The sequence below is a fragment of the Arthrobacter gandavensis genome (assembly GCF_039528575.1).
GTDB classification, from domain to species: Bacteria; Actinomycetota; Actinomycetes; order Actinomycetales; family Micrococcaceae; genus Arthrobacter_B; species Arthrobacter_B citreus_B.
Genome location: NZ_BAAALV010000007.1, coordinates 418,852 through 444,031, shown reverse-complemented (window position 1 = coordinate 444,031; position 25,180 = coordinate 418,852). Strand labels below are relative to the sequence as shown.

Below are 25,180 nucleotides of genomic sequence, written 5' to 3'. Positions count from 1 at the left end.
GCTAGCGCTCCGGGTGGCCGGCGACGTCGAAAGCCTGCGGCAGCGTGAACGCACCGGCGTACAGTGCCTTGCCCACGATGGTGCCTTCCAGTCCCAGGGGAACCAGTTTACGCAGGGCGGCCAGGTCATCCAGGCTGGAGATGCCGCCGGAGGCGACTACCGGACGGTCGGTGCGTGCCAGCACGTCGCGCAGCAGGTCAACGTTCGGGCCGCGGAGGGTTCCGTCCTTGGTCACGTCGGTGACGACGTAGCGCGGGCAGCCGGCGTCTTCGAGGCGGGCGAGGACCTCCCAGAGGTCCCCTCCTTCCTTGGTCCAGCCGCGGGCAGCCAGCGTGGTGCCGCGGACATCCAGCCCGACGGCGATCGCGTCGCCGTAGCGGGCGATCGCACTGGCGGTCCATTCCGGGTTTTCCAGGGCGGCAGTGCCCAGGTTCACCCGGCGGGCACCAAGCTCCAGCGCCTTTTCCAGCGAGGCGTCATCGCGGATGCCGCCGGAGAGCTCCACCTTGATGGAAAGCTCTTCCACCACGCGCTTGAGCAGCGGCAGGTTGCTGCCCCGGCCGAAAGCTGCGTCCAGGTCCACCAGGTGCACCCACTCGGCGCCGTCGTTCTGCCAGGCCATGGCAGCCTCAAGCGGGTCGCCGTAGCTGGTCTCCGAACCTGCTTCGCCCTGGACCAGGCGGACGGCCTGGCCGTCAGCGACGTCCACGGCAGGGAGCAGTTCAAGAATGGGTGTTTCGGTGAGGGACATGGTCCTGCTTTCAGTGATGGTGCCGGCTCAGAGGCCGAGAGTAAGGACGTAGGCGCCGAGCAGGGACATTCCCGCCAGGACCCAGAAACTGATCGAGACAAAGCGCGGCATTCCCTGCCGCCGGAAGGAAATGGCTCCGCCGATCAGCAGGCCGGCAAGACCCATAAGGACAACACTCCACATAGCTCAGCCCAGGCCCTTCAGCCAGTTTTCAAGCAGGGCTGCTCCGGCGTCCCCGGACTTCTCCGGATGGAACTGGGTGGCGCTGAGCGGACCGTTTTCCACTGCGGCAACGAACGGGCCGCCGTGGTTGGCCCAGGTCACCAGGGGCGGGCGCATGGCAGGCTGCGTGACGTCGAAGTCCCACTTCTGCACGCCGTAGCTGTGCACGAAGTAGAACCGTTCGTCTTCAATGCCTGCGAAGAGGCGGGACCCGGCGGGGGCTTCAACGGTGTTCCAGCCCATGTGCGGAACGACGTCCGCTGCCAGCCGCTCCACCACGCCGGGCCATTCGCCCATGCCCTGGGTACGGACGCCGTGCTCCACGCCTTCCTCGAAGAGGACCTGCAGGCCCACGCAGATGCCCAGCACTGGACGGCCGCCGGCCACGCGGCGTCCGATCATCCGTAGGGCGTCAACGTCCTTGAGCCCCTGCATCACTGCGGCGAAGGCACCAACACCGGGAACTACCAGGCCGTCCGCGTCCAGGACGTCCGAGGACTTGGAGCTCAGGGTGACGTTGGCGCCCACCCGTTCCAGCGCACGCACGGCTGAGTGGATATTGCCGGAACCGTAGTCCAGGACGGTGACATTCCGGCTCACAGGGCGCCCTTCGTGGAAGGAATGCCCTCTACGCGGGGATCCGGTTCCACGGCGGCACGCAGAGCGCGCGCGAAGGCCTTGAACTGCGCTTCCACGATGTGGTGCGGGTCCCTGCCGCCGAGCACGTTCATGTGCAGGCAGATCTGTGCGTGCAGGGTGATGGCTTCGAAGACGTGGCGGGTCAGCGACCCGGTGAAGTGTCCGCCGATCAGGTGGTACTCCTGCCCGGCAGGCTCGCCGGAGTGGACCAGGTAAGGGCGGCCGGAGATGTCCACGACCGCGTTGGCCAGGGCTTCATCCAGCGGAACGGTAGCTTCCCCGAAACGGCGGATACCTGCCTTGGAGCCCAAGGCAGTCTTCAGGGCTTCACCAATGCTGATGGCAACGTCCTCCACGGTGTGGTGGACGTCGATGTGGGTGTCTCCCGTGGCCTTGACTGTGAGGTCGATCAGCGAGTGCTTCGCCAGGGCGGTGAGCATGTGGTCGTAGAACGGCACGGAGGTGCTGATATCCGAGCGCCCGGTGCCGTCCAGATCCAGCTCCACGAGGACGGATGATTCGCTGGTGGTCCGCTCGAGGCGGGCCGTACGGCCGGTGGTGGTCTCCACGGTCATAAAAGGTTCCTTAGGAAGAAGGGGACTCTGGTTACCAGTCTAGTGTTTGCGCACCGCAGGCGGCGCGCGGGTTTGCGGCAGATGCGCTAAGCCGAGAGCAGCTCGCGCAGCCGGGTGAGGAAGGCGGTGGTTTCAGCCTCCGTGCCTGCCGTTACGCGCAGATGCCCCGGAATTCCGACGTCGCGGATCAGCACGCCGGCATCCAGGAGACCCTGCCAGGTTTTCCGCGGGTTTTCGAGTCCGCCAAAGAGCACGAAGTTGGCATCCGACTCGGCTGGCTGCAGGCCCATTTCGGTCAGCTCGGACACGATCCGGTCGCGCTGGCCCTTGATGTCCTCCACGTTGGCCAGCAGCGCATCCGCGTGGGCCAGGGCAGCATTGGCAGTAGCCTGCGTGACGGCTGAGAGATGGTACGGCAGACGGACCAGGCGCAGGGCGTCTGCGACCTCCGGTGCCGCGGCCATGTACCCAAGCCGGGCACCGGCCAGGGCGAAGGCCTTGCTCATGGTCCGGGAGACGATCAGCCGTTCACGGCCGGGCAGCAGGGACAGGGCACTCGGAGTGCCCGCGTGGGAGAACTCGGCGTAGGCCTCATCCACAATCACGATGGCGTTGCTGGCAGCGCCTGCCTCGTAGACGGCTTCCACAACGTCCAGCCCCAGGGCCGTGCCCGTGGGGTTGTTGGGGGTGCACAGGAAAACGATGTTCGGTTTCGCATCCCGCACCTGTTCGGCAGCCGATGCGGCGCTGAGCGTAAAGTCCGCGGCGCGGGTGCCGGTGATGTATTCGGTGCCGGTTCCGCTCGAGAGCAGCGGGTACATGGAGTACGTGGGAGGAAAACTCATGGCGGTCCTGCCCGGACCGCCGAAGGCCTGCAGGATGTGCTGCAGAACCTCGTTGGAGCCGTTTCCGGCCCAGATGTTTTCGGGTGACAGTCCGTGTCCAAGGTAGGAGGCCAGGCGTTCACGCAGTTCGGTGAATTCCCGGTCCGGGTAGCGGTTCAGGCCGGTAACGGCCTGGCGCACCGACTCCGCAATGGCGTCCGCGACTTCCTGCGGCAGTCCGTGGGTGTTCTCGTTGACGTTCAGCAGGATGGGCACTTCCAGCTGCGGAGCTCCGTACGGGGTCTGGCCCCTCAGGTCGTCTCGCAGGGGAAGGCGGTTGAGTTTTTCCAGCTGTTCGTTCACCTGTACAGCTTAAGGCGCTGCCCGCCGCGCCGCAGAATCCTGCGTAAAGGTGACGGGCAGCCCGGAGTTGCCGCACGCAGGCTAGCCGGCCACCGGGATATAGAGCTGGACGCCGGCAGGAACCACTGCATCGGAGAGATTATTCAACTCCATGATGTCTGCCACGACGGCGCGCGGGTCGCGTTCGGGTGCGTATTCTCCGGCGAGGCTCCAGAGGCTGTCCCCGGCAGAGACACTGACCTGCTGGGTCCGGGTGACTTCGGCGCTGTCGCTGGATGCCAGGGCCGGGGCCGTGAAGAACCCGATGAAGGTCAGCAGCGCAGCTCCGCCGAGCATGACCGGAGCTCCGATGAGCAGGAACCGTCCGCGGCGGGTGAGCTTAAGCGGACCCTTCGGCACGGGACGGTTTTCCCGGTTGGAACGGGCGGCCGCCGGGTTGGCGCCGGAACGCGCGCCGGAACGCGCGCCGGGGCGGGAGGAGGCTGGAATGAAACGGATGGAGCCCATTGAACTGGGGGCTGCCGCAAACTGAACGGACATGGCAAACCTTTCCGGTCCGAAGCCTTTCCTCACCGGCACACACCCGGCTTCGAAACTGGATTCGAACTGTTGGCATCTTCGAATCGAACATGTATTCGATTCCTGCTGTTTCCTTTTCTAGCATCTATCTACGAACGCTGTCGAGACTCACTCGAACAAATGTTTGAAAATGACCTCCGGCTCGCCTAGCGTGGTACCAGCGGAAACCTTCGAAAGCCGCCGGATTTGGCCCTCTTGGTGAGCGGGCCACTGCCGGCACCAGCGTTCGGACTAAAGGAAAACACCCGCCACTGACATTGCCGCCACTTCCGGGTAGTCCGGAACGCTTGAAGGGAAGCCGAAGTGCCCCGTAGGACAGACTCCGAAGGCCGCCCGGCTGCCGCTGCTGCGGCCGATTCCCCCCGCCCCCGGGCACTGACCCCGCGGCAGAAGAAGATCCTGGAGACCATCCAGGCCTCCGTCAGCGCCAACGGCTACCCGCCGTCCATGCGCGAAATCGGAGACACGGTGGGACTGGCCAGCCTGTCCAGCGTCACGCACCAGCTGAGCCAGCTGGAGAAGATGGGTTACATCCGGCGCGATCCCAAACGGCCCCGCGCCATGGAGATCCTGGTGCCGCTGCTGATGCACAAGGAGCCCTCCGACTCTGGACCGGCTACTTCGGAGACCGGCACGGCGGCCTCCGTCACCGAGCTGACCACTGCGGTGGACACGGCGATGGTTCCGCTGGTGGGACGGATTGCGGCCGGCGGGCCGATCCTGGCTGAGCAGGTAGTGGAGGAAATGGTGCCGCTCCCCCGCCAGCTGGTGGGCCACGGTGAACTCTTTATGCTCCGGGTATCCGGGGATTCAATGGTCGACGCCGCCATCTGCGACGGGGACTGGGTGGTGGTCCGGCGGCAGCAGACGGCAGAAAACGGGGACATCGTAGCCGCCCTGCTGGATGATGAGGCCACGGTCAAGACTTTCCGGCAGCGCAACGGACACACCTGGCTGCTGCCGCAGAATACCCGCTACGAGCCGATCATGGGCGACCACGCGACCATCATGGGCAAAGTCGTCTCGGTGATGCGCTCCCTCTAGGGCGGCCTGTTTTCCCGCCGGCGCAAACGGGCTTTCCCGTTTTCCCGGCCTAGGCTTTCGTACGCTGCCCGGCGTTCAGACGTTCCAGGATGCCCAGCGCCACGGACCTGTCCGTGGTGGCCCAGAAGGGCGGCAGCGCAGCGCGCAGGAACCCTCCGTACCGGGCGGTCGCGAGCCGGGAATCCAGCACGGCCACCATGCCGCGGTCTCCGGCAGCCCGGATCAGCCGTCCGGCACCCTGCGCCAGCCGGACGGCTGCATGGGTCGCAGAGACACTCATAAAGCCGTTGCCTCCGGCCTTCGCGACGGCGCGGGTCCGCGCGGTCATCAGCGGATCATCAGGGCGGGGGAACGGAATGCGGTCAATCACCACCAGCCTGCAGGCCTCGCCCGGCACATCCACGCCCTGCCACAGGGACATGGTTCCGAACAGGCAGGTAGCGTCGTCCTCGGCGAATTCCTTCACCAGTGCCGACATTGAGGACTCGCCCTGGCAGAGGATGGGGAAGTCCACCTTGTCACGCAGTGCGGCAGCGGCCTCCTCAGCCGCACGCCGCGACGAGAACAGGCCCAGCGCCGCACCGCCCGATGCCTTCAGCAGCGCTTCGAGTTCCGCCAGCTGCGCCGGGGAGGTGCCGCGGTCCGGCTTGGGCAGGTCCTTCGCCACGTACAGGACGCCCTGCCGGGGATAGTCGAAGGGACTGCCGACGTCGGTACCCGTCCAGGCCGGGGCGCCTGCGCCGCTGAGTCCCAAGCCACCTGCCACCGGCCCGAATTCGGAGCCGATTGCCAGGGTAGCTGAGGTCAGCACCACGGTGTGACCGTCGAAAAGCCCGTCCCTCAGCCGTCCAGCCACGGAGATCGGAGCGACGTTCAAGGTGGCCGGAGCTGAATCGTCCGGCGGAGAGTAGCCTTCCCCGGGGGAAAACGTGCTCGGCCTCGAGGACCACAGAACCTCCCCGGACTCCGGGGCCTCAAGCACGCGCTCGCACAGCTCCAGCACTGCGAGCAGCCGGGAACGGGCCATCTGCCGTCCGCCGTCGCCGGCGTCTCCACCCTCCGGCTTGGAGTCTGACAGCGCCACCCGGGCCGCTTCGCGTACCCGGGACACCGCCAACTGCTGCTCTTCGTTGAGGCCGGAGGGCATCAGGCCCGCTGGCAGGCCTTCCACCGAGGCGTCAAAGGCCCGTCCGGCAGCGGCCAGCTCCTCCACCGAGGCGGAAGTGTGCTTGCGTGCTGCCGTAACGGCGGCACTGATCACGGTGCCCGAGAGCTGCCCGGTGACTGCTCCGGTCACCCGGTCCTGCAACTCGTGGGCCTCATCGATTACCACCACGTCGTAGTCCGGCAGCACTGCCAGTCCTTCAAACGCACTGATGGCCAGCATTGCGTGGTTGGTGATCACGAGGTCCGCGACGGCCGCCTTGGCACGTGCCTGTTCGCTGAAGCAGTGCTCGGCCACAGGACAGCGCTGGGCTCCGAGGCATTCCATCGCGGTCACGGAAACCTGCCGCCAGGCGCGGTCGCTGACGCCGGGGAGCAGCTCATCCCGGTCGCCGGTTTCGGTTTCCTCCGCCCAGTCCCGCAGGCGAACCACTTCGCGGCCGAGAGCCGACGTCGGTCCGGCCGCAGGTGCCGGATGGGACACCGCCTTCTCCTCGCCAAGGGTAAAAAGCGCGCCCGGGTCGTCGTCGTCGGGGAAACCGCCGCCCGTCTTGTGGACGCAAACGTAGTTGCTGCGGCCCTTCAGGAGCGCAACGTCCACTTCGCGGGGCAGCTTGGGCTTGAGCGCAGCCAGCAGGCGCGGAACGTCGCGTCCCACGATTTGTGCCTGGAGCGCAAGCGTGGCCGTGGAAACCAGCGCGGGCTTGCTGCTCTCGAGGGCATGGTGGATCAGCGGTACAAGGTATGCCAGTGACTTGCCGGTTCCGGTTCCGGCCTGCACCAGCAGGTGCTGACCGGATTCGATGGACTCGGCGACCTCCCGGGCCATTTGCTGCTGTCCCGGACGCTGCTGGCCGCCCATGGCTGTTACGGCCGTCTGCAGCAGGTCCAGGACCTCGCCGGCGGTGTCTTTCTTAGGCATGGTTGAGGAACGGCTCCAGCTCCGGAGCCAGTGAATCGCGGACCTTGACCCGGATCCGGGTGCCGCTTTCCTCATGGTCAAGCTGCAGGATCTCAGCGTCCTGGCTGTGCAGGCGGGAGACTACGTCGCCGCGCTCGTACGGAACCAGGAGTTCGAGTTCCACGCCCGGCCGCGGAATACCCTCGGAGATGGCCTGGAGCAGCTCGTCTATGCCTTCGCCCGTGCGGGCGGACACCACTACGGTTCGCGGCTCACGCTGGCGCAGCCGCTCAATCACGAACGGGTCCGCGGCATCGGCCTTGTTGAGCACGATGATCTCCGGGATCCGGCGGGCATCGACGTCAGCCAGCACGGAACGGACTGCCGCGATCTGCCCTTCGGGATCAGGGTGGGAGGCATCCACTACGTGCAGGATCAGGTCGGCGTCGGCCACTTCCTCCAACGTGGAGCGGAAGGCTTCGATCAGCTGCGTGGGCAGGGACCGCACGAATCCCACGGTATCGGCGAGGGTGTAGCCCAGTCCGTCGGGGGTCTCTGCACGGCGGATCGTCGGGTCCAGCGTGGCGAACAGCGCGTTCTCCACCAGGACTCCTGCGTCCGTCAGCCGATTCAGCAGCGAGGACTTTCCGGCATTGGTATAGCCGGCAATCGCCACGGAAGGAATCTGGTTGCGCTGGCGGTTGGCGCGCTTCGTTTCACGGGCGGGCTTCATGCCGGCGATTTCACGCCGCAGCTTGGCCATGCGCGTGCGGATCTTCCGGCGGTCAAGCTCGATCTTCGTTTCACCGGGGCCACGAGAGCCCATGCCGGCCCCGGCGCTGCCAACCTGTCCGCCGGCCTGGCGGGACATGGATTCGCCCCAGCCGCGCAGGCGCGGGAGCAGGTACTCAAGCTGTGCCAGTTCAACCTGGGCCTTGCCTTCGCGGGACTTCGCGTGCTGCGCGAAGATGTCCAGGATCAGGGCGGTGCGGTCAATGACCTTCACCTTCACAATGTCTTCCAGTCCGCGGCGCTGGGACGGCGAAAGTTCGCTGTCCACGATCACGGTGTCCGCGCCGGTGGCCATCACGACGTCCTTGAGCTCCTGGGCCTTGCCGGAGCCGAGGAAGGTTCCGGGGTCCGGCTTCAGCCGCCGCTGGATCATTCCGTCCAGCACCTCGGAGCCGGCAGTCTCAGCCAGCGCCGCCAGTTCACGCAGGGAGTTCTCGGCGTCTGCCGCAGTGCCTTCCGTCCACAGTCCGGCGAGCACTACGCGCTCGAGCCGCAGCTGCCGGTATTCAACCTCGGTGACGTCTTCAAGCTCCGTGGACAGTCCGGCCACACGGCGCAGGGCACGGCGGTCTGCCAGATCCTGCTGATCCCCGTCGAAGTCAGAGTGCTCCGCTGCCTGCGATGACAACGCCTGCGCCTGTCCGCGGTATCCCCCGGCAGGAGTGACGCTCTGCTTGGCAGCAGCTGCGTCTTCCTTGGCCAGGATCCGGTCAATGACGCCCTGAATTTCCTCGGGCTTAAGGTCCGTGGGCGTCGAGCCGGCAGCGGGACGGGAATTGTTGATGGTCATAATCTCCTTAGAAGCGGTGTTAACCATGGTAGGCCAGTGGACCCACATTGTGATGGGCGCCCGGCGGGTTGTGCAAGAAGGTTTGCGGCGCCGCCCCGGTGCAGACGGTACGGCGGACCCGGTACGGCGGACCCGGTACGGCGGACCCGATGGGGTCCGCGGGCGGGACAGCCACTAATCTTGGTAGTTATGGGTTCAGAGCATTACTTCAGTTCGCAACCGGCAACGCCGGAGGTCCGCAGACCGCTGCAGGTCTGCCTGGCAGGACGCGAGGTCACCCTCGCGACCTCGGGCGGGATCTTCTCCCCCGACGGCATTGATAAGGGAACGCAGGTTCTGCTCTCCGGTATTCCCGACCCTGCCAAAGAGGGGAACCTGCTGGACATTGGCTGCGGCTGGGGCCCGATCGCGTTGACCATGGCCATGAAATCCCCCGCGGCGCAGGTCTACGCGGTGGACGTCAACGAACGGTCCCTTGGCCTGACCCGTGATAACGCTGCCACGCTTGGGCTGGGCAACGTCCAGGCATCGCTTCCGGACGACGTCGATTCGTCCCTGCGCTTCGAAACCATCTGGTCCAATCCGCCGATCCGGATCGGCAAGGATGAACTGCACGCGCTGCTGCTGCTGTGGCTGCCGCGGCTGGCTCCGGGCGGAACCGCCTGGCTGGTGGTGCAGAAGAACCTCGGCTCGGACTCACTCCAGCGCTGGCTGGCTGAGAACCTCGGCACGGACTACGGCGTCAGCCGGTACAGCACCGCGAAATCCTTCCGCATCCTGAAAGTGCAGCGCGCTGCTTAGGTCCTGCTGGCCCGCCGTGGCCGTTACAGCAGGGTTCCGCGGGCCACCAGCACGGCGGGACCGCTGAGTTCCACGTGCTCGCGTCCTTCCGGACCGGCCAGGAAGCGGATTCCAAGGACTCCGCCGGGCACGGCAACGTTCCAGCTGTTAGGGGCAGTGGAGCCTGCCCAGAAGCGGGTGGCGGCGGCTGCAGCGCAGGCACCGGTACCGCAGGACTGCGTCTCGCCCACCCCGCGTTCGTGCACGCGCATGGTCAGCTGGCCCACGCCGTCGACCACCAGGGGGTCCGCCGGAACAACGAATTCAACGTTGGTGCCGTCCTCCGGGACGGGCTCCACCGAGGGCGCCTTGGCCAGGTCCGTTGCCGCGAGCTCGGTCAGTTCCGCCAGGGCCACCACAGTGTGCGGGTTGCCCATGCTCACGGAGAGTCCCGGCCGGGGCACTTCCAGGCCGCCTGCGTTGACCACGGTGTCCATGGCTTTGGCAGCAGCGTGGTCCGGGAAGATGAATTCCCAGGGGCCCATGTCCACGGCGTAGCCGTTTTCAGTGCGGGTCACGGTCTTCAGGCCGGCGCGCGTTCCGATGGGCAGGGCCTGGCCCTCGGCGAGCTCCGCGAGTCCTTCTTCCAGGAGGAAGTGGACGAACACGCGCACGCCGTTGCCGCACATCTCGGAGATGCTGCCGTCTCCGTTGCGGTAATCCATGAACCACTCTGCGTCCGGGTTGGTCTGCAGCAGGGCCTGGCCTTCGGGCAGGTGCTCCGAACGCACGGCGCGGATAAAACCGTCGGCGCCGATTCCGTTATGGCGGTTGCACACGGCTGCCACCTCGGCGGCGTCGTAGTCCCGCAGCCCGTCAGGATCAGCAACCAGGACAAAGTCGTTGCCGGTACCGTGTCCCTTCGCGAAGGCGAGGCCGGCAAGGCCGGAGGGCAGGCCGGAGGCGGACAAGGCGGCGGGGGGAGTTGTGCTCACTTCTCCAGAATAGCGGTGAGCGCCCGCTGAAGCAGGTCCGGATCCCGGGCGTCCAGCCACGTGACGCGCGGATCGGCCCGGAACCAGGTGATCTGGCGGCGCGCAAACTGTCGGGTGGCAACCACAGTGTCTTCCACTGCCTGTTCCGAACTCCAGAGTCCGTCCAGGACCTTCAAGAACTGCGCATAGCCCAAAGCACGCGAGGCCGTGCGCCCGGTCCGCAGGCCGGCGGCGTCCAGGGCCCGCACTTCCTCCAGCAGCCCCTGCCGAACCATCATCTCCACCCGCAGGGCCAGGCGTTCGTGCAACAGGGGGCGTTCGACGTCGAGCCCCAGTTGGATGGCCGGCTGGTGGTAGGTGCGGTCCGGCATAAAGGAGCTGAAGGGCCTCCCGGTGAGCTCGTGGACCTCCAGTGCGCGTACCACCCGCCGGGCGTCGCCCAGCCTGCCGGCGGACACGGGGTCGACGGCCCGCAGCCGTTCGCGAAGCGCCTCGAAACCCTCCCGTTCAAGATCGCCTTCGATCTGCTGCCGCAGCTGCGGATCCGTGCCGGGGAATTCAAGGACGTCCAGTGCCGCCCGGACATAGAGTCCGGAGCCGCCCACCAGGATCGGGCAGTTGCCTCGCGAGCGGATCTGGTTGATGGCCTCCCGGGCCTGGGCCTGGAAGGCGGAGACGCTGGCTTCCTCCGTGACGTCCAGGATGTCCAGCAGGTGATGCGCGATCCCGCCGCGTTCGGCTTCCGGCAGCTTGGCGGTGCCAATGTCCATGCCGCGGTAGAACTGCATTGAATCGGCGTTGATGACCTCCCCGCCCAGGTGCCGGGCCAGTGCAACACCGAGGTCGGACTTGCCGGTTCCGGTGGGGCCAACGACGGCGATAACGGGCAGCGCTGCGCCCGTCACCGGCGCGGCGGCAGGGCAGGCATGCCGAGTGAGACGCCCGCGCGGGCAGCGCCGTCGGCGGCCGGGGACGGGATACCGCAGGAATCAGCCTGCGAACGGTCCCAGGCATCTCCGGCACGTGAACGGCGAAGGGAGTAATCCGCGGCCGTTGCCGGGTCGGCAACCAGGTGGAAGGCAGCGGCGGACGTCACCGGAACGGTGACCAGGTCTCCCGGGCGCGGAACCGGTGCGCCGTCGGGCACGGTGAAGTGGACCAGGCGCTGGTCCCGGGAGCGACCGGACAGCCGTCCCGTTTCCTCGGATTTGCGGCCTGCGGCCGCGGTGACCATGACTTCCACCGTGGTGCCCACCTGTTTGGCGTTCTCTTCCGCGGCAATGCGGTCCTGCAGGGCAGTGAGCCGCTCGAAGCGCTCCTGGACCACCGCCTTGGGCAGCTGGTCAGGCAGGTCGGCCGCCGGGGTGCCGGGACGCTTGGAGTATTGGAAGGTGAAGGCGGTGGCGAACCTGGCCTGCTCAACGACGTCCAGCGTGGCCTGGAAGTCCTCCTCGGTCTCCCCCGGGAACCCGACGATGATGTCCGTGGAGATGGCAGCGTGCGGCATCTGCCGGCGGACCTTCTCCAGGATGCCCAGGAACTTCTTGGAGCGGTAGGACCGGCGCATGTCCTTGAGGACCTTGTCCGAGCCGGACTGCAGCGGCATGTGCAGCTGCGGCATCACGTTGTGCGTTTCAGCCATGGCATCAATGACGTCGTCGGTAAACGCTGCCGGGTGCGGGCTCGTGAAGCGGACCCGCTCAAGTCCTTCAATTGAACCGCAGGCGCGCAGCAGTTTGGCGAACGCGCCGCGGTCACCGAACTCCACACCGTAGGAATTCACGTTCTGGCCCAGCAGGGTGACTTCAATGGCGCCGTCGTCCACCAGTGCCTGGACCTCGGCGAGGATCTCCCCCGGCCGCCGGTCGCGTTCCTTGCCGCGCAGCGACGGGACAATGCAGAACGTGCAGGTGTTGTTGCAGCCGACTGAAATCGACACCCAGCCCGAATAGACCGAGTCCCGCTTGGTGGGCAGCGTGGAGGGGAACACCTCAAGGGATTCGAGAATCTCCAGCTGCGCTGCGTCGTTGTGCCGTGCCCGCTCCAGCAGGGCAGGCAGGGCGCCGATGTTGTGCGTGCCGAAGACCGCGTCAACAAAGGGCGCCTTGGCAATGATCGTGTCGCGGTCCTTCTGCGCCAGGCAGCCGCCAACGGCGATCTGCATTCCGGGGCGGGATTCCTTGACGCGTGCCAGCTGGCCCAGGTTTCCGTAGAGCTTGTTGTCCGCGTTCTCGCGCACGGCGCAGGTATTGAAGACAACGACGTCGGCGTCGCCTTCCTCTGCCGGAACGTAACCGGCGCCTTCAAGCAGGCCGGAAATCCGTTCGGAGTCGTGGACGTTCATCTGGCATCCGAAGGTCCGCACCTGATAGGTGCGCTGGTGCTCTTCAGCGTCCGGGCCGGCTAGCGGTTCTGATGCGGGAGGGGATACAGACAGGCTCACCCTACAAGGGTACGTCCCGCCGGCGGCAGGGCCGCAATTTCGCCGGGGCTTAGTACCAGTTGTTGGCGTAGTGGAAGTTCAGTGCAGAGCAGGGGCTGCCGTAGCGGGACTCAATGTAGGTCAGGCCCCAATTGACCTGGGTACGGTAGTTGGTCTGCCAGTCTCCCCCGGCAGCAGCCAGCTTTGTGCCCGGGAGGGCCTGCGGGATGCCGTACGCCCCGGAGCTGGCGTTGGTTGCACTGGTCAGCCACTCGGACTCCTTATTCCACAGAGTGTCCAGGCAGGTCATCTGTGACGCGTCCCAGCCATGGGCGCCCAGGACCGAAGCTGCATAGGCCTTGGCACCGGCAGGGTCATCCAACGGAACGGAGGCGGCCGCCACACGGGCGGCTTCTTCGGCTGCAGCCTGTTCTGCTGCCGCAGCGGCGGAAGCCGCTGCTTCTGCTTCGCGGGCTGCTGCCGCCTGGGCTTCCGCCTCGGCAGCTGCGGCCTGCTCGTCAGCGGCCTGCTGGGCGGCTGCCTGATCGGCCTGCGAATCCGCGGCAGCGGAAGCGGACGGGCTCGCCTCTGTTTCCAAACCGGCCTGCGCGTCGGGTTCGGGGGAAATCCCGGGTTCCGCCTCGGGGGTACCGGTGAACAGGGGCAGCGCGAAACTCGCCAGCTGGATACCTGCGGTGGCCCGGAGGTCTTCCTCACCGGCTGCGGCGCCCGCGGTCCCCAGAACCATGACTCCGCCGAGGGCGGCAACGGCCCCCGCCTTCATCCGGTTGCGGCGGCGCTGCATGGCGCGGTGCTGCCTCTGTTCACGGCGTCCCTGAATGTTGCTCATAGGACCGCGACTGTACACATCAATCCTGAGCAAGATCGCGGCCAGGTAACGACCGTGTTGCAATACGGTAACGGAGCCGGTTTAATACCAGCCCTTTAGCTCCGAGTGCGCCCAGGCCCCGCAGGGCGTCTGGTACCTCTGCGCTATGTAGTTCAGGCCCCAGCGGATCTGGGTTTGATAATTGGTGCGCCAGTCACTTCCTGCCGCCGCCATCTTGTCCCCCGGGAGTGACTGCGGAATGCCATAGGCGCCGCTGTAGGGATTCATGGCGCTGGTCAGCCAGTTTGATTCCCGGTTCCACAGATCAACGAGACACCTGAATTCCCCGTTGTTCCATCCATAGGCCCCCATCATGGAAGCGGCAAAGGCCTGCGCTCCTGCCGGGTCATTCACCGGTGCGGCAGGCGGCGGAGGGGGCGGCGGCTGCGGTGCCGGAGCCGGCGGATTGGGAGCCGGCGCAGGAATGGGCGCTGGAGCCGGAGCGGGTGCGGGCGGGGGTGCGGGTGCGTTTCCAGGCGTTCCCGGCGCTTCAGGATTTGTGGGATTAATCACCGTGGCGGCGTCCTTGGCGGGCGCCTTTTCGGCAGCACGCCGGGCTTGCTCAGCCTGCTGCCGGACAGATTCATCCAGCCGCGCAGCCTGGAGCCGGCTAAGTTCTGCTTCCGCGGTGGTGCTGCGCAGCTCAGCTAGCTGGGCAGCGAGCACGGCACTGCGCTCTTCCTGCTCACGTACGGCTTTGTCTGCAGCTTCCGTGGCGGCTTGCGCGTCCTCATACTGCTCCCCTGCCAGGGCTGCCAGCTTGCCCCGCGCCTGCCGCTCCGACTTCTCGGCTTCTTCGAGGGACTCTGCTGCTTTCCGGGCTGCTTCAGCTTCGCCATAGAGACGTGAAGTACGTTCAGTCACCAGGGAAAGTGTGGTCAGGCGGTCAAGGTGCGCTGCACCTTCTTCGGCGTCGAGCAGGAACAGTACCGTACTGTCCATCCCGCCCGTCTTGTAGGTCTGGGCAGCCAGTGCCCCAACCTGGCTTTTCAGCTCGCCCGCACGTGCCGATGCGGCGCTGCGCTGTGCTGCCAGCTCCGCAAGGCGTGCATCGCTGGCTTCCAGCTCCGCCCGAAGCTCGTCGTAGCGGCTCGATGCGGACACGGCAGCATTGCCGAGATTCCCTGCTTCGTCATAGAGGCGGTCCAGGAGTTCTTCGAGTTTCCGGACCTGTTCCTCGGTAGAGGCGGTGTCGGACTTCGCCGCTGAGATTTCGTCCCATGACGGGTACTCCGCTGCGGACGCCGAAGGCACACCGACCAGCAGCGTCGCAGCAAGGACACCGGCCGTCGCTGCGGTCAAGGCAGGGCTGTGCAACTTCCGCCCCAGCAGCCTCACAGTAAACATAGTGATGACAGCATACGGCACGATCACAACGGGCCTGCGCGGCTGTTACAGCTCGCTGTCCTGCCGTGCGCTCAGGGCCTCGTTGACAACCGAGAAACCCAGCGAAGGCGAGTAGCCCTTCCGGGCGAGCATGGACACCAGCCTGCGAACCAGCTTGTCCCGCTCCTTCGGGTCGGCAGGCACAGTGGCACGGCGCAGTTTGCGCTCCACCAGATCCTTGGCTGCCTCAACTTCATCATCAGTGCTGATCTGTTCCAGGGCTTCTTCGGCCAGCTCCGGATCGATCCCCTTGCCCGCCAGTTCGCGGCGGATGGCTGAGCGGGCCAGCGACCTGGTCTGGGACCTGCTCCGGACCCACATGCGCGCGAACTCTGCGTCGTCAATCAGCTGGACTTCTTCGAACCGGTCCAGCACGGCCTGGGCCACGTCTTCCGGGACATCCCGCTCTGCCAGCTTGTCCGCAAGCTGCTGCCGGCTCTTGGCAGAGCTCGTCAGCTGGCGCAGGATGATCGCTCGGGCAACCGAGTGTGGGTCTGCTTCCGGCGTTGAATCTGCTGCTGAGCCGGGAGTGGGGCCGTCCTGGCCTTCCACTCCCGGCTTGCGGCGGCGCTGCTGCACGGGTCTCGGCTAGGCGCCGGCTGCTGCCGCGTTGGCCTTGCCGTCAGCTGTCTGCTCTTCGGGCTGTGCGTCCACACCGAGCTTGACCCGCAGGCGCCGCTCGATCTCGTCCGCCAGTTCCGGGTTGTCCCGCAGGAAGCGGCGGGAGTTTTCCTTGCCCTGGCCCAGCTGGTCACCGTCGTACGTGAACCAGGCACCGGACTTCTTGACGATCCCGTGCTCCACGCCCATGTCGATCAAGCCGCCCTCACGAGAGATGCCCTGGCCGTAAATGATGTCGAACTCGGCCTGCTTGAAGGGCGGGGCCATCTTGTTCTTGACGATCTTGGCGCGGGTACGGTTACCAACCGGGTTGGTACCTTCCTTCAGCGTCTCGATGCGGCGCACGTCGATGCGGACGGACGCATAGAATTTCAGCGCCTTGCCGCCGGTGGTGGTCTCCGGGCTGCCGAAGAAGACGCCGATCTTCTCACGCAGCTGGTTGATGAAGATGGCGGTGGTTTTGGTCTGGCTCAGGCGGCCGGTGATCTTTCGCAGCGCCTGGCTCATAAGCCGTGCCTGGAGGCCAACGTGGCTGTCGCCCATTTCGCCTTCGATTTCGGCGCGGGGAACAAGGGCGGCCACGGAGTCGATGACCACGATGTCCAGCGAGCCGGAGCCAACCAGCATGTCCATGATTTCAAGCGCCTGCTCGCCGGTATCCGGCTGGGAAACCAGCAGGGCGTCAGTATCCACGCCGAGTTTCTTGGCGTACTCAGGGTCCAGGGCGTGCTCAGCGTCGATGAACGCGGCGATGCCGCCGTTCTTCTGCGCATTCGCAACGGCGTGCAGTGCCACGGTGGTCTTACCGGAAGACTCGGGTCCGTAGATCTCCACGACGCGGCCGCGGGGAAGTCCGCCTATGCCCAGCGCGATGTCCAGTGCGATGGAGCTGGTGGAGATTGTTTCGATCGGGGCGCGCGTCTCGTCGCCCAGCCGCATGATCGAGCCCTTACCGAACTGCTTGTCGATCTGGGCCAGTGCTGCTTCGAGTGCTTTGGCGCGGTCTGGAGCGGCCATTCTTCACCTCTGTTGTTGTGGCTGTTGCTGATATTCCCGGCCCGTGGGCCGACTGTCGGTTGCTCACTGAGAACCGTATGCGACGGCACTGACACTGCCGCGGCGGCCAGATGCCGGTGTGGACAGCCGGAGCGGGGCGGACCAGTTGCTGCCCCTGTGTAGGAGCATATCGGGATCCGAACAGATATTCGAATAGATCCTCCCCGCGTGTCTACGCCTGCTTGGGTTTGATGTCCCGTCCAAGCCGGCGGTCCTGGGGCACTTCCTGCATCTCGCAGACCTCCAGCCAGACCCGCTTCGGGTCCGTTCCGCTGTCCAGCGCCTGCTGTGCGGTCCGGCCGCTGAGGCCGGTAAGGACCAGGTCCGCCGCGAGCACACGGGAGTACGCAGACCCGAATTCATCATCCATTAGCCGCCAGAAATCACTGATACGCATCAATTAATCGTCTCACGCCTGCATGGTGCCCCGCTCCCCGGCCCTGTCCGTGCAGGCCGCCCTGCCCGGGCTGCGGGGCGCGCTCCGCCTAGAATAGGGTTTATGACCGACAAGCCCCCGGCAACTGTTTCCACCCCGAACCAGGCCATCGAGAACCTTGAGCAGGAACTCAGTGTCCTGTGGCGCCGGGCGCGCGCTGCCTCCCAGCGCGTGGCAAGGGCAGTCCACCCGGACCTGGAGCCGGCAGCGTACGGCCTGCTTGTCCTCCTGCAGCGGCGCGGGCCGCTGCGCTTAACGGACGTGGCTGCCGCGATCGGAGTGGGAAAACCGTCCGTGAGCCGGCAGATCGTCATGCTCGAATCCCTCGGGCTTGTCCAGAAGCAGGCGGATCCGGAGGACGGCCGGGCACAGACGATCAGCCTTACGGACACCGGCAGCGAACAGCTGGCACGTACCCAGCGGGCGCGGGAAAAGCACTTCCGCTCCCTCCTTGCGTCCTGGGACGAAGATGAAGTCCACGCCCTGAGCGTCCTGCTCCACAAACTCAATGCCTCCGAAATCCCGGGGACATCCAGTTAGCGCCAGATGCGGCGCTGGAACCCCAGCGGCACTGTGAAACAACAAAAGACCCCGCCGGCAGGCGGGGTCTTTTGAGTATGTCTTGGGGCGGGCAGCTCACACTGCTGCCCGGGGGTTGTTACGGCGTGCGGGCCAGGTCCCGAGCCAGGTCCTCCGGAAACTCGCGGGCAAACTCGCGCGAGAACTCCGTTGGAACAGTATCGGGAATGGAAACGCCTTCGGCACTGGCCACACGGTCACTGACCTCACGAAGCATCAGGGACAGAGGTACATCGAGAGCACTGCAGATTGACGACAGGAGTTCAGAAGAAGCTTCCTTCTGGCCCCGCTCAACTTCGCTCAGGTAACCGAGCGAAACCCGGGCACTGTGCGACACCTCACGCAGGGTACGGCCCTGGCGCTGGCGTACATCACGGAGTACATCACCAATCTCGTGGCGTAGAACTACCATTTTGCGCTCCTTAGGCTCCCGGTGTGCATCTTCCGCCAACCCTACATCCCGCCAGCGAATGACGCCGTTCACGGACACGGGTTGCTTCACCATGTGTATGTCCTGCTCCCTATATCGATCCGTCCGCGGTTCGAACCGCGGAATGTCTACGATCCTAAACCGGAAACCTTGGTGGTTCCTGATACTAGTAACTGATGCCCCTGCAGATTTGTTCCCGGGCATCTTTTGTGTCCTCCCGGCAGCCTGTGCCGGAGGCAGCTACGCTGCGCCCAGCTCGGCGGCCAGCAGGTCCAGGGCGGCTGCGCATGCCTGGCTGCGGATCGAAGCACGGTCTCCGGCAAAATGGAACTCAACATGGAATGCACGGGAGGTACTGCCTGCCCCTGCCGCGACGCCGATGAACACGGTACCAACCGGCTTTCCGTCGTGGGGTTCGGGGCCCGCCACGCCCGTGGTCGAAATCCCGATATCCGCCTTCAGCAGCCGCCGGACTCCTGCGGCCATTTGCTCGGCCACGCGGGCGTCCACTGAGCCTGCTGATTGGAGGAGAGCCCCGTCTACACCAAGGACCTGCTCCTTAACGGAGTTCTGATAGGCAACCACTCCCCCCTGCAGGACTGCTGACGCACCGGGAACGGTGCCCAGCTCTGCCGCCACCATTCCTGCGGTCAGCGACTCCGCGGCCGCGATCCGTGTTCGCGCGGCTGCAGCTGCGGCAATCACCAGTTCCGGGACGGTGCTCACGTGTTCCTGCCCGGGTTCCCGCGGGCACCTGCCCGCAGCTTGACTGCCTGCACCACGTAGTCAAGGCCGGTCACAACGGTGACGACGACGGCGGCGGCCATCACGGTGGCACTGATCCACCAGGCCCAGTCCCCCAGCCAGGACGTCAGCGGCAGCAGGAACAGGAAGATGGCGAAGGTCTGGATGACGGTCTTGAGCTTCCCTCCGCGGGAGGCAGCCATGACGCCGTAGCGGATAACTACGAAGCGCATCACCGTGATGCCGATTTCGCGGACGAGGATCACGATGGTGACCCACCACCACAGCTCGCCCAGGATGGAGAGCATGACCAGCGCGGAACCGATCAGCAGCTTGTCCGCTATGGGGTCGGCGATCTTTCCAAAGTCGGTGATCAATCCGCGGCTGCGGGCAAGGTCTCCGTCAAGCTTGTCGGTGTAGATGGCCACGGCGAAGGTGGCCACCGCCAGCCAGCGGAAGAGTCCGTCCCTGCCGTCGTCGGCCACGAGGAACCAGATAAACAGGGGCACCATGACGATGCGGATGACCGTCAGGACGTTGGCGATATTGAGGGTGGGTACCCGCTCGGTTCCAGAATTGCTCACGAAACCAGCCTAACCGGATTCAGCGGCCGGTGAGGTTCCAGGCGTCCTCGGAACCTTCACCGTCTTCGCCGGACCCTTCAGCGCCGTCGTAATAATCCTGTGCCTGCGGCCGTGACTCCAGGTCCTGGGCCACCAGGTCCACCGGGCCGCCGGACTCGAAACCCTGGTTCACGTTGGCGTTGTCCGCCAGCGCCGCTACCTCTGCCGCCTCCGGCCCGGCGAGTGCTTCCCCGCCCTGGATCGCAGCCAGCGTTGCCGCCAGGTCGTCCGGCTTGACCAGCACATCACGGGCCTTGGAACCCTCGGAGGGGCCCACCACGCCGCGTGATTCGAGCAGGTCCATGAGGCGCCCGGCCTTGGCGAACCCAACCCGGAGCTTGCGCTGGAGCATGGAGGTGGAGCCGAACTGCGTGGTCACTACCAGCTCGGTGGCCTGCAGCAGCACATCGAGGTCGTCTCCGATGTCGTCGTCGATCTGCTTCTTCGGCGCAGTGACCGTGACGTCCTCACGGTAGGTGGCCTGCAGCTGGTTCTTGACGTGCTCCACCACGCGGTGGATTTCGGATTCGGTTACCCACGCTCCCTGGACACGGATCGGCTTGTTCGAGCCCATGGGAAGGAACAGGGCGTCGCCCTGGCCCAGGAGCTTCTCCGCACCGGGCTGGTCCAGGACCACACGGGAGTCGGTGACCGAGGACGTCGCGAAGGCCATGCGGGACGGGACGTTGGCCTTGATCAGGCCGGTAACGACGTCGACGGACGGGCGCTGCGTGGCCAGGACCAGATGGATGCCGGCCGCACGGGCCAGCTGGGTGATGCGCACGATCGAGTCTTCGACGTCTCTCGGCGCGACCATCATCAGGTCCGCGAGTTCGTCCACGATGACCAGGAGGTACGGATAGGGCTTCAGGACCCGTTTGGAGCCGGCTGGAGGAACTACCTTGCCGTTGCGGACGGCCTTGTTGAAGTCGTCGATGTGCTTGTAGCCGAAGTTCGCCAGGTCGTCATAGCGGGTGTCCATTTCGCGGACAACCCACTGCAGCGCTTCGGCGGCCTTCTTCGGGTTCGTGATGATGGGGGTGATCAGGTGCGGTACGCCTTCGTATGCGGTAAGTTCCACCCGTTTGGGGTCCACCATGACCATCCGTACCTCGTCCGGCGTGGAGCGCATCAGGATCGAGGTGATCATCGAGTTCACGAAGGAGGACTTTCCGGCACCGGTTGCGCCGGCCACAAGAAGGTGGGGCATCTTGGCCAGGTTCGCGACGACGAAGCCGCCCTCGACGTCCTTTCCAACGCCCATGACCATGGGGTGCTCCGTCTTGCGTGCGGCGTTGGAACGCAGCACGTCGCCCAGGGCGACGACTTCCTTGTCCGCGTTGGGAATCTCGATGCCGATTGCGGACTTGCCCGGAATCGGAGAGAGAATGCGCACGTCCGAGCTGGCGACGGCGTAGGAGATGTTCTTGGACAGCGCCGTGACACGCTCCACCTTGGTGCCTTCGCCAAGTTCGATTTCGTACCGGGTGACGGTCGGGCCGCGGGAGAACCCGGTGACCTTGGCATCAACGTTGAACTGTTCCAGGGTGCGGGTCAGCGCCGCCACGACGGCGTCGTTGGCCTCCGAGCGTTCCTTGGCGGGCGGGCCGGAGGGCAAAAACTCCGACGGCGGCAGCGTGTAGGTGACATCGCCGGACAGCTGCAGCTGCTCGGTGCGCTGCGGGATGGGCGCCGACGGCGGCACGTGGGCCACGGGGCGTGAGGGCACCGGCGGAACCGGCGGAGCAGCCACGAGCGAGGCCGCCGCCTCGGGAACCAGGGAAATAGCTTCCGTGGGCGGCTCGGCGTCTTCCAGGCCCTGGTCGCGGCGCAGTTTCTGGGTGGCGAGCTCGGACTTGGTGGGCCGGCGGACTCCCGGGGGGACCTGCGGTTCGGCAGCAGCGGCGGCCTCGGCCCGCTCTTCCTCATCGCGCAGCAGGGCCGCTTCGAAGGCCTCGTCTCCGGCGAAACCGTCGCTGTGCTCCTGCTCGGCTTCTTTCTTGGCGCGGCCAAAACGGCGTTCCTTCTTGGGCTTGGCCGGACGGTCGGTGGCGTAGAGGTAGCTCTGGTCGTGGGCCTCGGGATCCTCGTCGGCGAGGTCCTGTCCCATGAGGTGCTCGTACAGGGCGCGCAGCCGCAGCGGAATGTGCCGGAACGGAGTGGCCGTGACAATCAGCACGGAGATGAAGACCAGCAGCGAAAGCAGGATGATGACCGGCCATTTGGTGACGGCGGCGGACAGCGGCCCGGCGACCAGGAATCCCACGATTCCCCCGGATACCCAGAGGCGGTCGAACCCGTCGGAAAGGGCCGGGGCTCCGCCGATCAGGTGCGTGAGGCCCGCTCCGGCGCAGGCCATGATGGTCAGGCCGATGCTGATGCGGCCGTTGGCCCGGTGCCGTTCCGGATACCGGAAGAGCCGCACCGAGGCGGTCAGGAGCATAAACGGCAGCACCACTGCCATCCAGCCGAAGGTGCCGGCAGCTCCGGCGTGGATAACATCGGCCACGGGGCCGCGAAGCGCCCACCACTCAACGGTGGCAATAAGCAGCGCGGAGAGGATCAGGAAGAAACCGGTTCCGTCCCTGCGGATCTCACGGTCCGGCACGACGTCGGTGCCCAGCTTGCGGACTCCGGCGCCCACGATGCGTGCAACACCCATCCAGGCGCCCTGCACGGCCCGCAGCGGGAGCGGAAGTACCTCTTCGGGCTGGGCTTTGGCTGAGGGGCGGCTGGAAGACTTCCCGCGCTGCGCGGACTTCCCGCCGCCGCGGGCTGGAGTCCGGCTGGAGGAACTGCCGCGCGCGGCAGGGGAAGTACGAGTCGCCATACGTGCCACGCTACCGGACACCGGGGAAAAACCGGCGAATATACGCGCCAAAACGGCGCTCTTCCTTCCCCGGACGGGCATTCATCCGGGGAAGGAATTAGGCCGGGGCCTAGGCTTCGAGGACCACCGGAACGATCATCGGGCGGCGGCGGAGCCTGCGGTTGACCCAGGTTCCCACGACGCGGCGGACAACCTGCTGAAGCTGGTAGGCGGTGTGGTCCCGGTTGGAGGTCACGGCCTCTTCCAGTGCCTTGCTGATCTTGGGCTTGATCTCGTCAAACACAGCGTCGTCTTCGGCGAAGCCGCGGGCATGGATCTCCGGACCCGAAACGATGGTGCCGGTGCTCCGGTTCACCACGGTGATGACGGAGATGAAGCCTTCCTCGCCCAGGATCCTGCGGTCCTTGAGGTCGGTGTCGGTGATCTCGCCGACGCTGGATCCGTCCACGTAGACGAAGCCGCAGTCGATGGCGCCTACTACCCGTGCCTTGCCGTCCACCAGGTCCACCACGGTGCCGTCGTCGGCCAGGATGATGTTCTCTTCCGGGACGCCGGTCTGGACGGCGAGCTTGCCGTTGGCGATCAGGTGCCGGGTTTCGCCGTGTACGGGCATGGCGTTCTTCGGCTTGAGGATGTTGTACGTGTAGAGCAGCTCCCCTGCCGAGGCGTGGCCGGAGACGTGGATCTTGGCGGTGCCCTTGTGCACTACGTCCGCACCGAGCTTCATCAGGCCGTTGATCACCCGGAAGACGGCGTTCTCGTTGCCCGGGATCAGCGAGGAAGCCAGGATGACGGTGTCGCCCTTGCCGATGCTGATCCGGTGGTCGCCGTTGGCCATGCGGGAGAGGGCTGCCATGGGCTCGCCCTGCGAACCGGTGGACATCAGGACCAGCTTGTGGTCCGGCATGTTGTCCACGTTCTTCAGGTCCACCAGGATGCCCTCGGGTACGTGCAGGTATCCCAGTTTCTCCGCGATGGCCATGTTGCGGACCATGGAGCGGCCCACGAAGCAGACCTTGCGGCCGTGGGCGGCAGCGGCGTCGAGCACCTGCTGCACCCGGTGGATGTGGGAAGAGAAGGACGCGACGATGATGCGCTTCTTGACCTTGCCGAAGAGCTCTTCGAGCACCGGCCCAATCGCGCCTTCCGGGGAGGTGAACCCCGGAACGTCGGCGTTGGTGGAGTCGGCCATGTACAGGTCCACGCCTTCTTCGCCGAGGCGGGCGAAGGCGCGCAGGTCCGTGATGCGTCCGTCCAGCGGCAGCTGGTCCATCTTGAAGTCGCCGGTGTGCAGGACGTTGCCTGCACGGGTGCGGATGAAGACTGCCAGGGCATCCGGGATGGAGTGGTTGACGGCCACGAACTCACATTCGAACGGGCCGAACTGCTCAACCTGCCCTTCCTTCACCGTGAGGGTGAAGGGTTTGATGCGGTGTTCCTGCAGCTTCGCCTCGATCAGTGCCAGCGTCAGCTGCGAACCGATCAGCGGGATGTCCTTCTTCAGGCGCAGCAGGTAGGGAACCGCGCCGATGTGGTCCTCGTGCCCGTGGGTGAGCACAACGCCGACGACGTCGTCCAGCCGGTCCTCGATGTAGGAGAAGTCCGGCAGGATCAGGTCGACGCCGGGCTGGGTCTCTTCCGGGAAGAGCACCCCGCAGTCAACGATGAGCAGTTTGCCGTCGATCTCGAAGACGGCCATGTTGCGGCCGATTTCTCCGAGTCCTCCCAGCGGAACGATTCGTAGGGTTCCGTCTTTGAGGCGGGGAGGGGTTTGCAGAGCGTTGCCCGCAGTTTCAATCATGTTTTATTACGCCTTGTCCTGGGAAAAGTCCCATCCTGCTTCGGCCAGGTCCGCCAGGACAGCTTCCATTTCAATGGCATCGGGAGCCACCAGCGGCAGGCGTACTGCGGCGTCGGGAATCACTCCCTGCATCTTCAGGATCTGCTTGGCGGAAATGGCACCTGGTATGTGTGTCATTACGGCTCGCACTACCGGATCCAGTTCAAAGTGGATCCTGCGGGCCTTGTCGAAATCTCCTGCGGCGGCCGCGTCCACGAGGGCGCGGAACGCACCGGTGGCAACGTGGGCGCTGACGCTTACGACGCCGACCGCTCCGGCCACCATCCACGGCAGCGTCAGTCCGTCGTCGCCCGCGTAGACGTCCAGCGTGGTGTTGGCCAGGACCCGGGTTACGGCCGCGAAATCGGCCTTGGCGTCCTTCAGTGCCAGGACCTTGGGGTTCTCCGCGAGGCGGAACATCGTCTCCGTGGCGATGGGAATCCCGGCCCGGCCCGGGATGTCATAAATCATGATGGGCAGGTCGCTCGCCGCCGACACGGCGTCGAAGTGGGCGATCACGCCCGCCTGCGTCGGCTTGTTGTAATACGGCGTCACTACCAGCTGGCCGTCGGCCCCGGCGCGCTCGGCACGGCGGGCCATCTCGACGGAGTGGGAGGTGTGGTTGGTTCCGGTACCGGCAATGACCTTCGCCCGGCCGCCGACAGTCTGTGCCACAACGCGGAAAAGGTCTTCCTTTTCGCTGTCCTCCAGCGTGGAGGTTTCGCCGGTGGTCCCGGAAACAACCAGGCCGTCGCAGCCGTCCTCGACCAGCTTGTTGGCAAGAAACGCAGTGGCGTCGAAGTCAACTTCACCGTCTGCGGTGAAAGGGGTGACCATGGCGGTCACCAGGGTCCCAAACGGACGGGAACGAATATCAGAGTCTGCCATGAGTAAAACGTTACCTG

At 65.8% G+C, this 25,180-nt stretch carries 24 protein-coding genes and 1 pseudogene; 3 read left to right on the top strand and 22 right to left on the bottom strand.

Annotation, left to right across the window (positions count from 1 at the left end; translation table 11 throughout):
- Nucleotide 1 precedes the first annotated feature (1 nt).
- The 6 genes from priA to ABFX29_RS15520 form a co-directional block, all read right to left on the bottom strand.
- A complete protein-coding gene (priA, locus tag ABFX29_RS15545; RefSeq protein ID WP_152228451.1) occupies nt 2-751 on the bottom strand; it encodes a bifunctional 1-(5-phosphoribosyl)-5-((5-phosphoribosylamino)methylideneamino)imidazole-4-carboxamide isomerase/phosphoribosylanthranilate isomerase PriA in 750 nt (249 codons plus the stop codon).
- Nucleotides 752-778: 27 nt separating this feature from the next.
- A complete protein-coding gene (locus ABFX29_RS15540) occupies nt 779-916 on the bottom strand; it encodes a hypothetical protein (RefSeq protein ID WP_170287766.1) in 138 nt (45 codons plus the stop codon).
- Between the two features lie 21 nt (nt 917-937).
- Nucleotides 938-1,573 (bottom strand): imidazole glycerol phosphate synthase subunit HisH, encoded by a 636-nt coding sequence (gene hisH, locus ABFX29_RS15535; RefSeq protein WP_152228452.1) that lies wholly within the window; start codon nt 1,571-1,573, stop codon nt 938-940.
- Entirely contained in the window at nt 1,570-2,187 is a 618-nt protein-coding gene (gene hisB, locus ABFX29_RS15530; RefSeq protein WP_152228453.1) for an imidazoleglycerol-phosphate dehydratase HisB, read from the bottom strand. The genes hisH and hisB overlap by 4 nt, the downstream gene beginning before the upstream one ends.
- Nucleotides 2,188-2,273: 86 nt before the next feature.
- Nucleotides 2,274-3,374, bottom strand: a complete 1,101-nt coding sequence (locus ABFX29_RS15525; RefSeq protein WP_152228454.1) for a histidinol-phosphate transaminase — start codon at nt 3,372-3,374, stop codon at nt 2,274-2,276.
- Nucleotides 3,375-3,455: 81 nt separating this feature from the next.
- Complete coding sequence (locus ABFX29_RS15520; RefSeq protein WP_246167543.1) at nt 3,456-3,914, bottom strand: LysM peptidoglycan-binding domain-containing protein; 459 nt, start codon at nt 3,912-3,914, stop codon at nt 3,456-3,458.
- 411 nt (nt 3,915-4,325) lie between these two features.
- Between ABFX29_RS15520 and lexA the strand changes: the two are divergent.
- Nucleotides 4,326-4,997 (top strand): annotated as a pseudogene (gene lexA / locus ABFX29_RS15515) (transcriptional repressor LexA); the annotation flags it as partial.
- A gap of 49 nt (nt 4,998-5,046) precedes the next feature.
- Here the strand turns inward: lexA and ABFX29_RS15510 are convergent.
- A complete protein-coding gene (locus ABFX29_RS15510; RefSeq protein ID WP_152228456.1) occupies nt 5,047-7,083 on the bottom strand; it encodes an ATP-dependent DNA helicase in 2,037 nt (678 codons plus the stop codon).
- Entirely contained in the window at nt 7,076-8,644 is a 1,569-nt protein-coding gene (gene hflX / locus ABFX29_RS15505) for a GTPase HflX (protein WP_152228457.1), read from the bottom strand. The genes ABFX29_RS15510 and hflX overlap by 8 nt, the downstream gene beginning before the upstream one ends.
- A 189-nt stretch (nt 8,645-8,833) precedes the next feature.
- Here hflX and ABFX29_RS15500 point away from each other — a divergent pair, with 189 nt between their 5' ends.
- Nucleotides 8,834-9,445 (top strand): class I SAM-dependent methyltransferase, encoded by a 612-nt coding sequence (locus ABFX29_RS15500; protein WP_152228458.1) that lies wholly within the window; start codon nt 8,834-8,836, stop codon nt 9,443-9,445.
- Between the two features lie 23 nt (nt 9,446-9,468).
- Here ABFX29_RS15500 and dapF read toward each other — a convergent pair whose 3' ends face one another.
- From dapF to ABFX29_RS15460, 8 genes are all read right to left on the bottom strand, one after another.
- Nucleotides 9,469-10,419, bottom strand: coding sequence for a diaminopimelate epimerase (gene dapF, locus ABFX29_RS15495; RefSeq protein WP_152228459.1), 951 nt, complete (start codon nt 10,417-10,419; stop codon nt 9,469-9,471).
- Entirely contained in the window at nt 10,416-11,324 is a 909-nt protein-coding gene (gene miaA / locus ABFX29_RS15490) for a tRNA (adenosine(37)-N6)-dimethylallyltransferase MiaA (protein WP_152228460.1), read from the bottom strand. The genes dapF and miaA overlap by 4 nt, the downstream gene beginning before the upstream one ends.
- Nucleotides 11,321-12,862 carry a tRNA (N6-isopentenyl adenosine(37)-C2)-methylthiotransferase MiaB gene (miaB, locus tag ABFX29_RS15485; RefSeq protein ID WP_152228461.1) on the bottom strand — a complete coding sequence of 514 codons (1,542 nt, stop codon included), beginning with the start codon at nt 12,860-12,862 and terminating at the stop codon, nt 11,321-11,323. Before miaB ends, miaA begins: the two co-directional genes overlap by 4 nt.
- 49 nt (nt 12,863-12,911) lie before the next feature.
- Nucleotides 12,912-13,691: an aggregation-promoting factor C-terminal-like domain-containing protein gene (locus ABFX29_RS15480; protein ID WP_152228462.1), complete on the bottom strand. Its 780-nt coding sequence runs from the start codon at nt 13,689-13,691 to the stop codon at nt 12,912-12,914.
- An 81-nt stretch (nt 13,692-13,772) separates the two neighbouring features.
- Nucleotides 13,773-15,032 carry an aggregation-promoting factor C-terminal-like domain-containing protein gene (locus ABFX29_RS15475; protein WP_211372394.1) on the bottom strand — a complete coding sequence of 420 codons (1,260 nt, stop codon included), beginning with the start codon at nt 15,030-15,032 and terminating at the stop codon, nt 13,773-13,775.
- Between the two features lie 90 nt (nt 15,033-15,122).
- Complete coding sequence (locus ABFX29_RS15470; protein ID WP_400488390.1) at nt 15,123-15,695, bottom strand: regulatory protein RecX; 573 nt, start codon at nt 15,693-15,695, stop codon at nt 15,123-15,125.
- Between the two features lie 9 nt (nt 15,696-15,704).
- Nucleotides 15,705-16,754, bottom strand: coding sequence for a recombinase RecA (gene recA / locus ABFX29_RS15465; RefSeq protein WP_152228463.1), 1,050 nt, complete (start codon nt 16,752-16,754; stop codon nt 15,705-15,707).
- Nucleotides 16,755-16,965: 211 nt separating this feature from the next.
- Nucleotides 16,966-17,190, bottom strand: a complete 225-nt coding sequence (locus ABFX29_RS15460; protein ID WP_152228464.1) for a DUF3046 domain-containing protein — start codon at nt 17,188-17,190, stop codon at nt 16,966-16,968.
- Between the two features lie 102 nt (nt 17,191-17,292).
- Here ABFX29_RS15460 and ABFX29_RS15455 point away from each other — a divergent pair, with 102 nt between their 5' ends.
- On the top strand, nt 17,293-17,769 hold the full coding sequence (locus ABFX29_RS15455) for a MarR family winged helix-turn-helix transcriptional regulator (RefSeq protein WP_152228465.1): 477 nt from the start codon (nt 17,293-17,295) through the stop codon (nt 17,767-17,769).
- Between the two features lie 118 nt (nt 17,770-17,887).
- On the opposite strand, the gene ABFX29_RS15450 is transcribed toward ABFX29_RS15455, so the two are convergent.
- The 6 genes from ABFX29_RS15450 to dapA all read right to left on the bottom strand — a co-directional run bounded on the left by ABFX29_RS15450 (nt 17,888) and on the right by dapA (nt 25,163).
- A complete protein-coding gene (locus tag ABFX29_RS15450; protein ID WP_091606131.1) occupies nt 17,888-18,313 on the bottom strand; it encodes a helix-turn-helix domain-containing protein in 426 nt (141 codons plus the stop codon).
- A gap of 165 nt (nt 18,314-18,478) precedes the next feature.
- A complete protein-coding gene (locus ABFX29_RS15445) occupies nt 18,479-18,964 on the bottom strand; it encodes a CinA family protein (RefSeq protein WP_152228466.1) in 486 nt (161 codons plus the stop codon).
- The gene (gene pgsA / locus ABFX29_RS15440; RefSeq protein WP_152228467.1) at nt 18,961-19,566 is read right to left on the bottom strand and encodes a CDP-diacylglycerol--glycerol-3-phosphate 3-phosphatidyltransferase; all 606 of its coding nucleotides are present in this window, start codon (nt 19,564-19,566) and stop codon (nt 18,961-18,963) included. Before pgsA ends, ABFX29_RS15445 begins: the two co-directional genes overlap by 4 nt.
- A gap of 19 nt (nt 19,567-19,585) precedes the next feature.
- On the bottom strand, nt 19,586-22,435 hold the full coding sequence (locus tag ABFX29_RS15435; RefSeq protein ID WP_152228468.1) for an FtsK/SpoIIIE family DNA translocase: 2,850 nt from the start codon (nt 22,433-22,435) through the stop codon (nt 19,586-19,588).
- Nucleotides 22,436-22,544: 109 nt separating this feature from the next.
- Nucleotides 22,545-24,236: a ribonuclease J gene (locus ABFX29_RS15430; RefSeq protein ID WP_152228469.1), complete on the bottom strand. Its 1,692-nt coding sequence runs from the start codon at nt 24,234-24,236 to the stop codon at nt 22,545-22,547.
- A gap of 6 nt (nt 24,237-24,242) precedes the next feature.
- Entirely contained in the window at nt 24,243-25,163 is a 921-nt protein-coding gene (dapA, locus tag ABFX29_RS15425) for a 4-hydroxy-tetrahydrodipicolinate synthase (RefSeq protein WP_152228470.1), read from the bottom strand.
- Nucleotides 25,164-25,180: the final 17 nt, after the last annotated feature.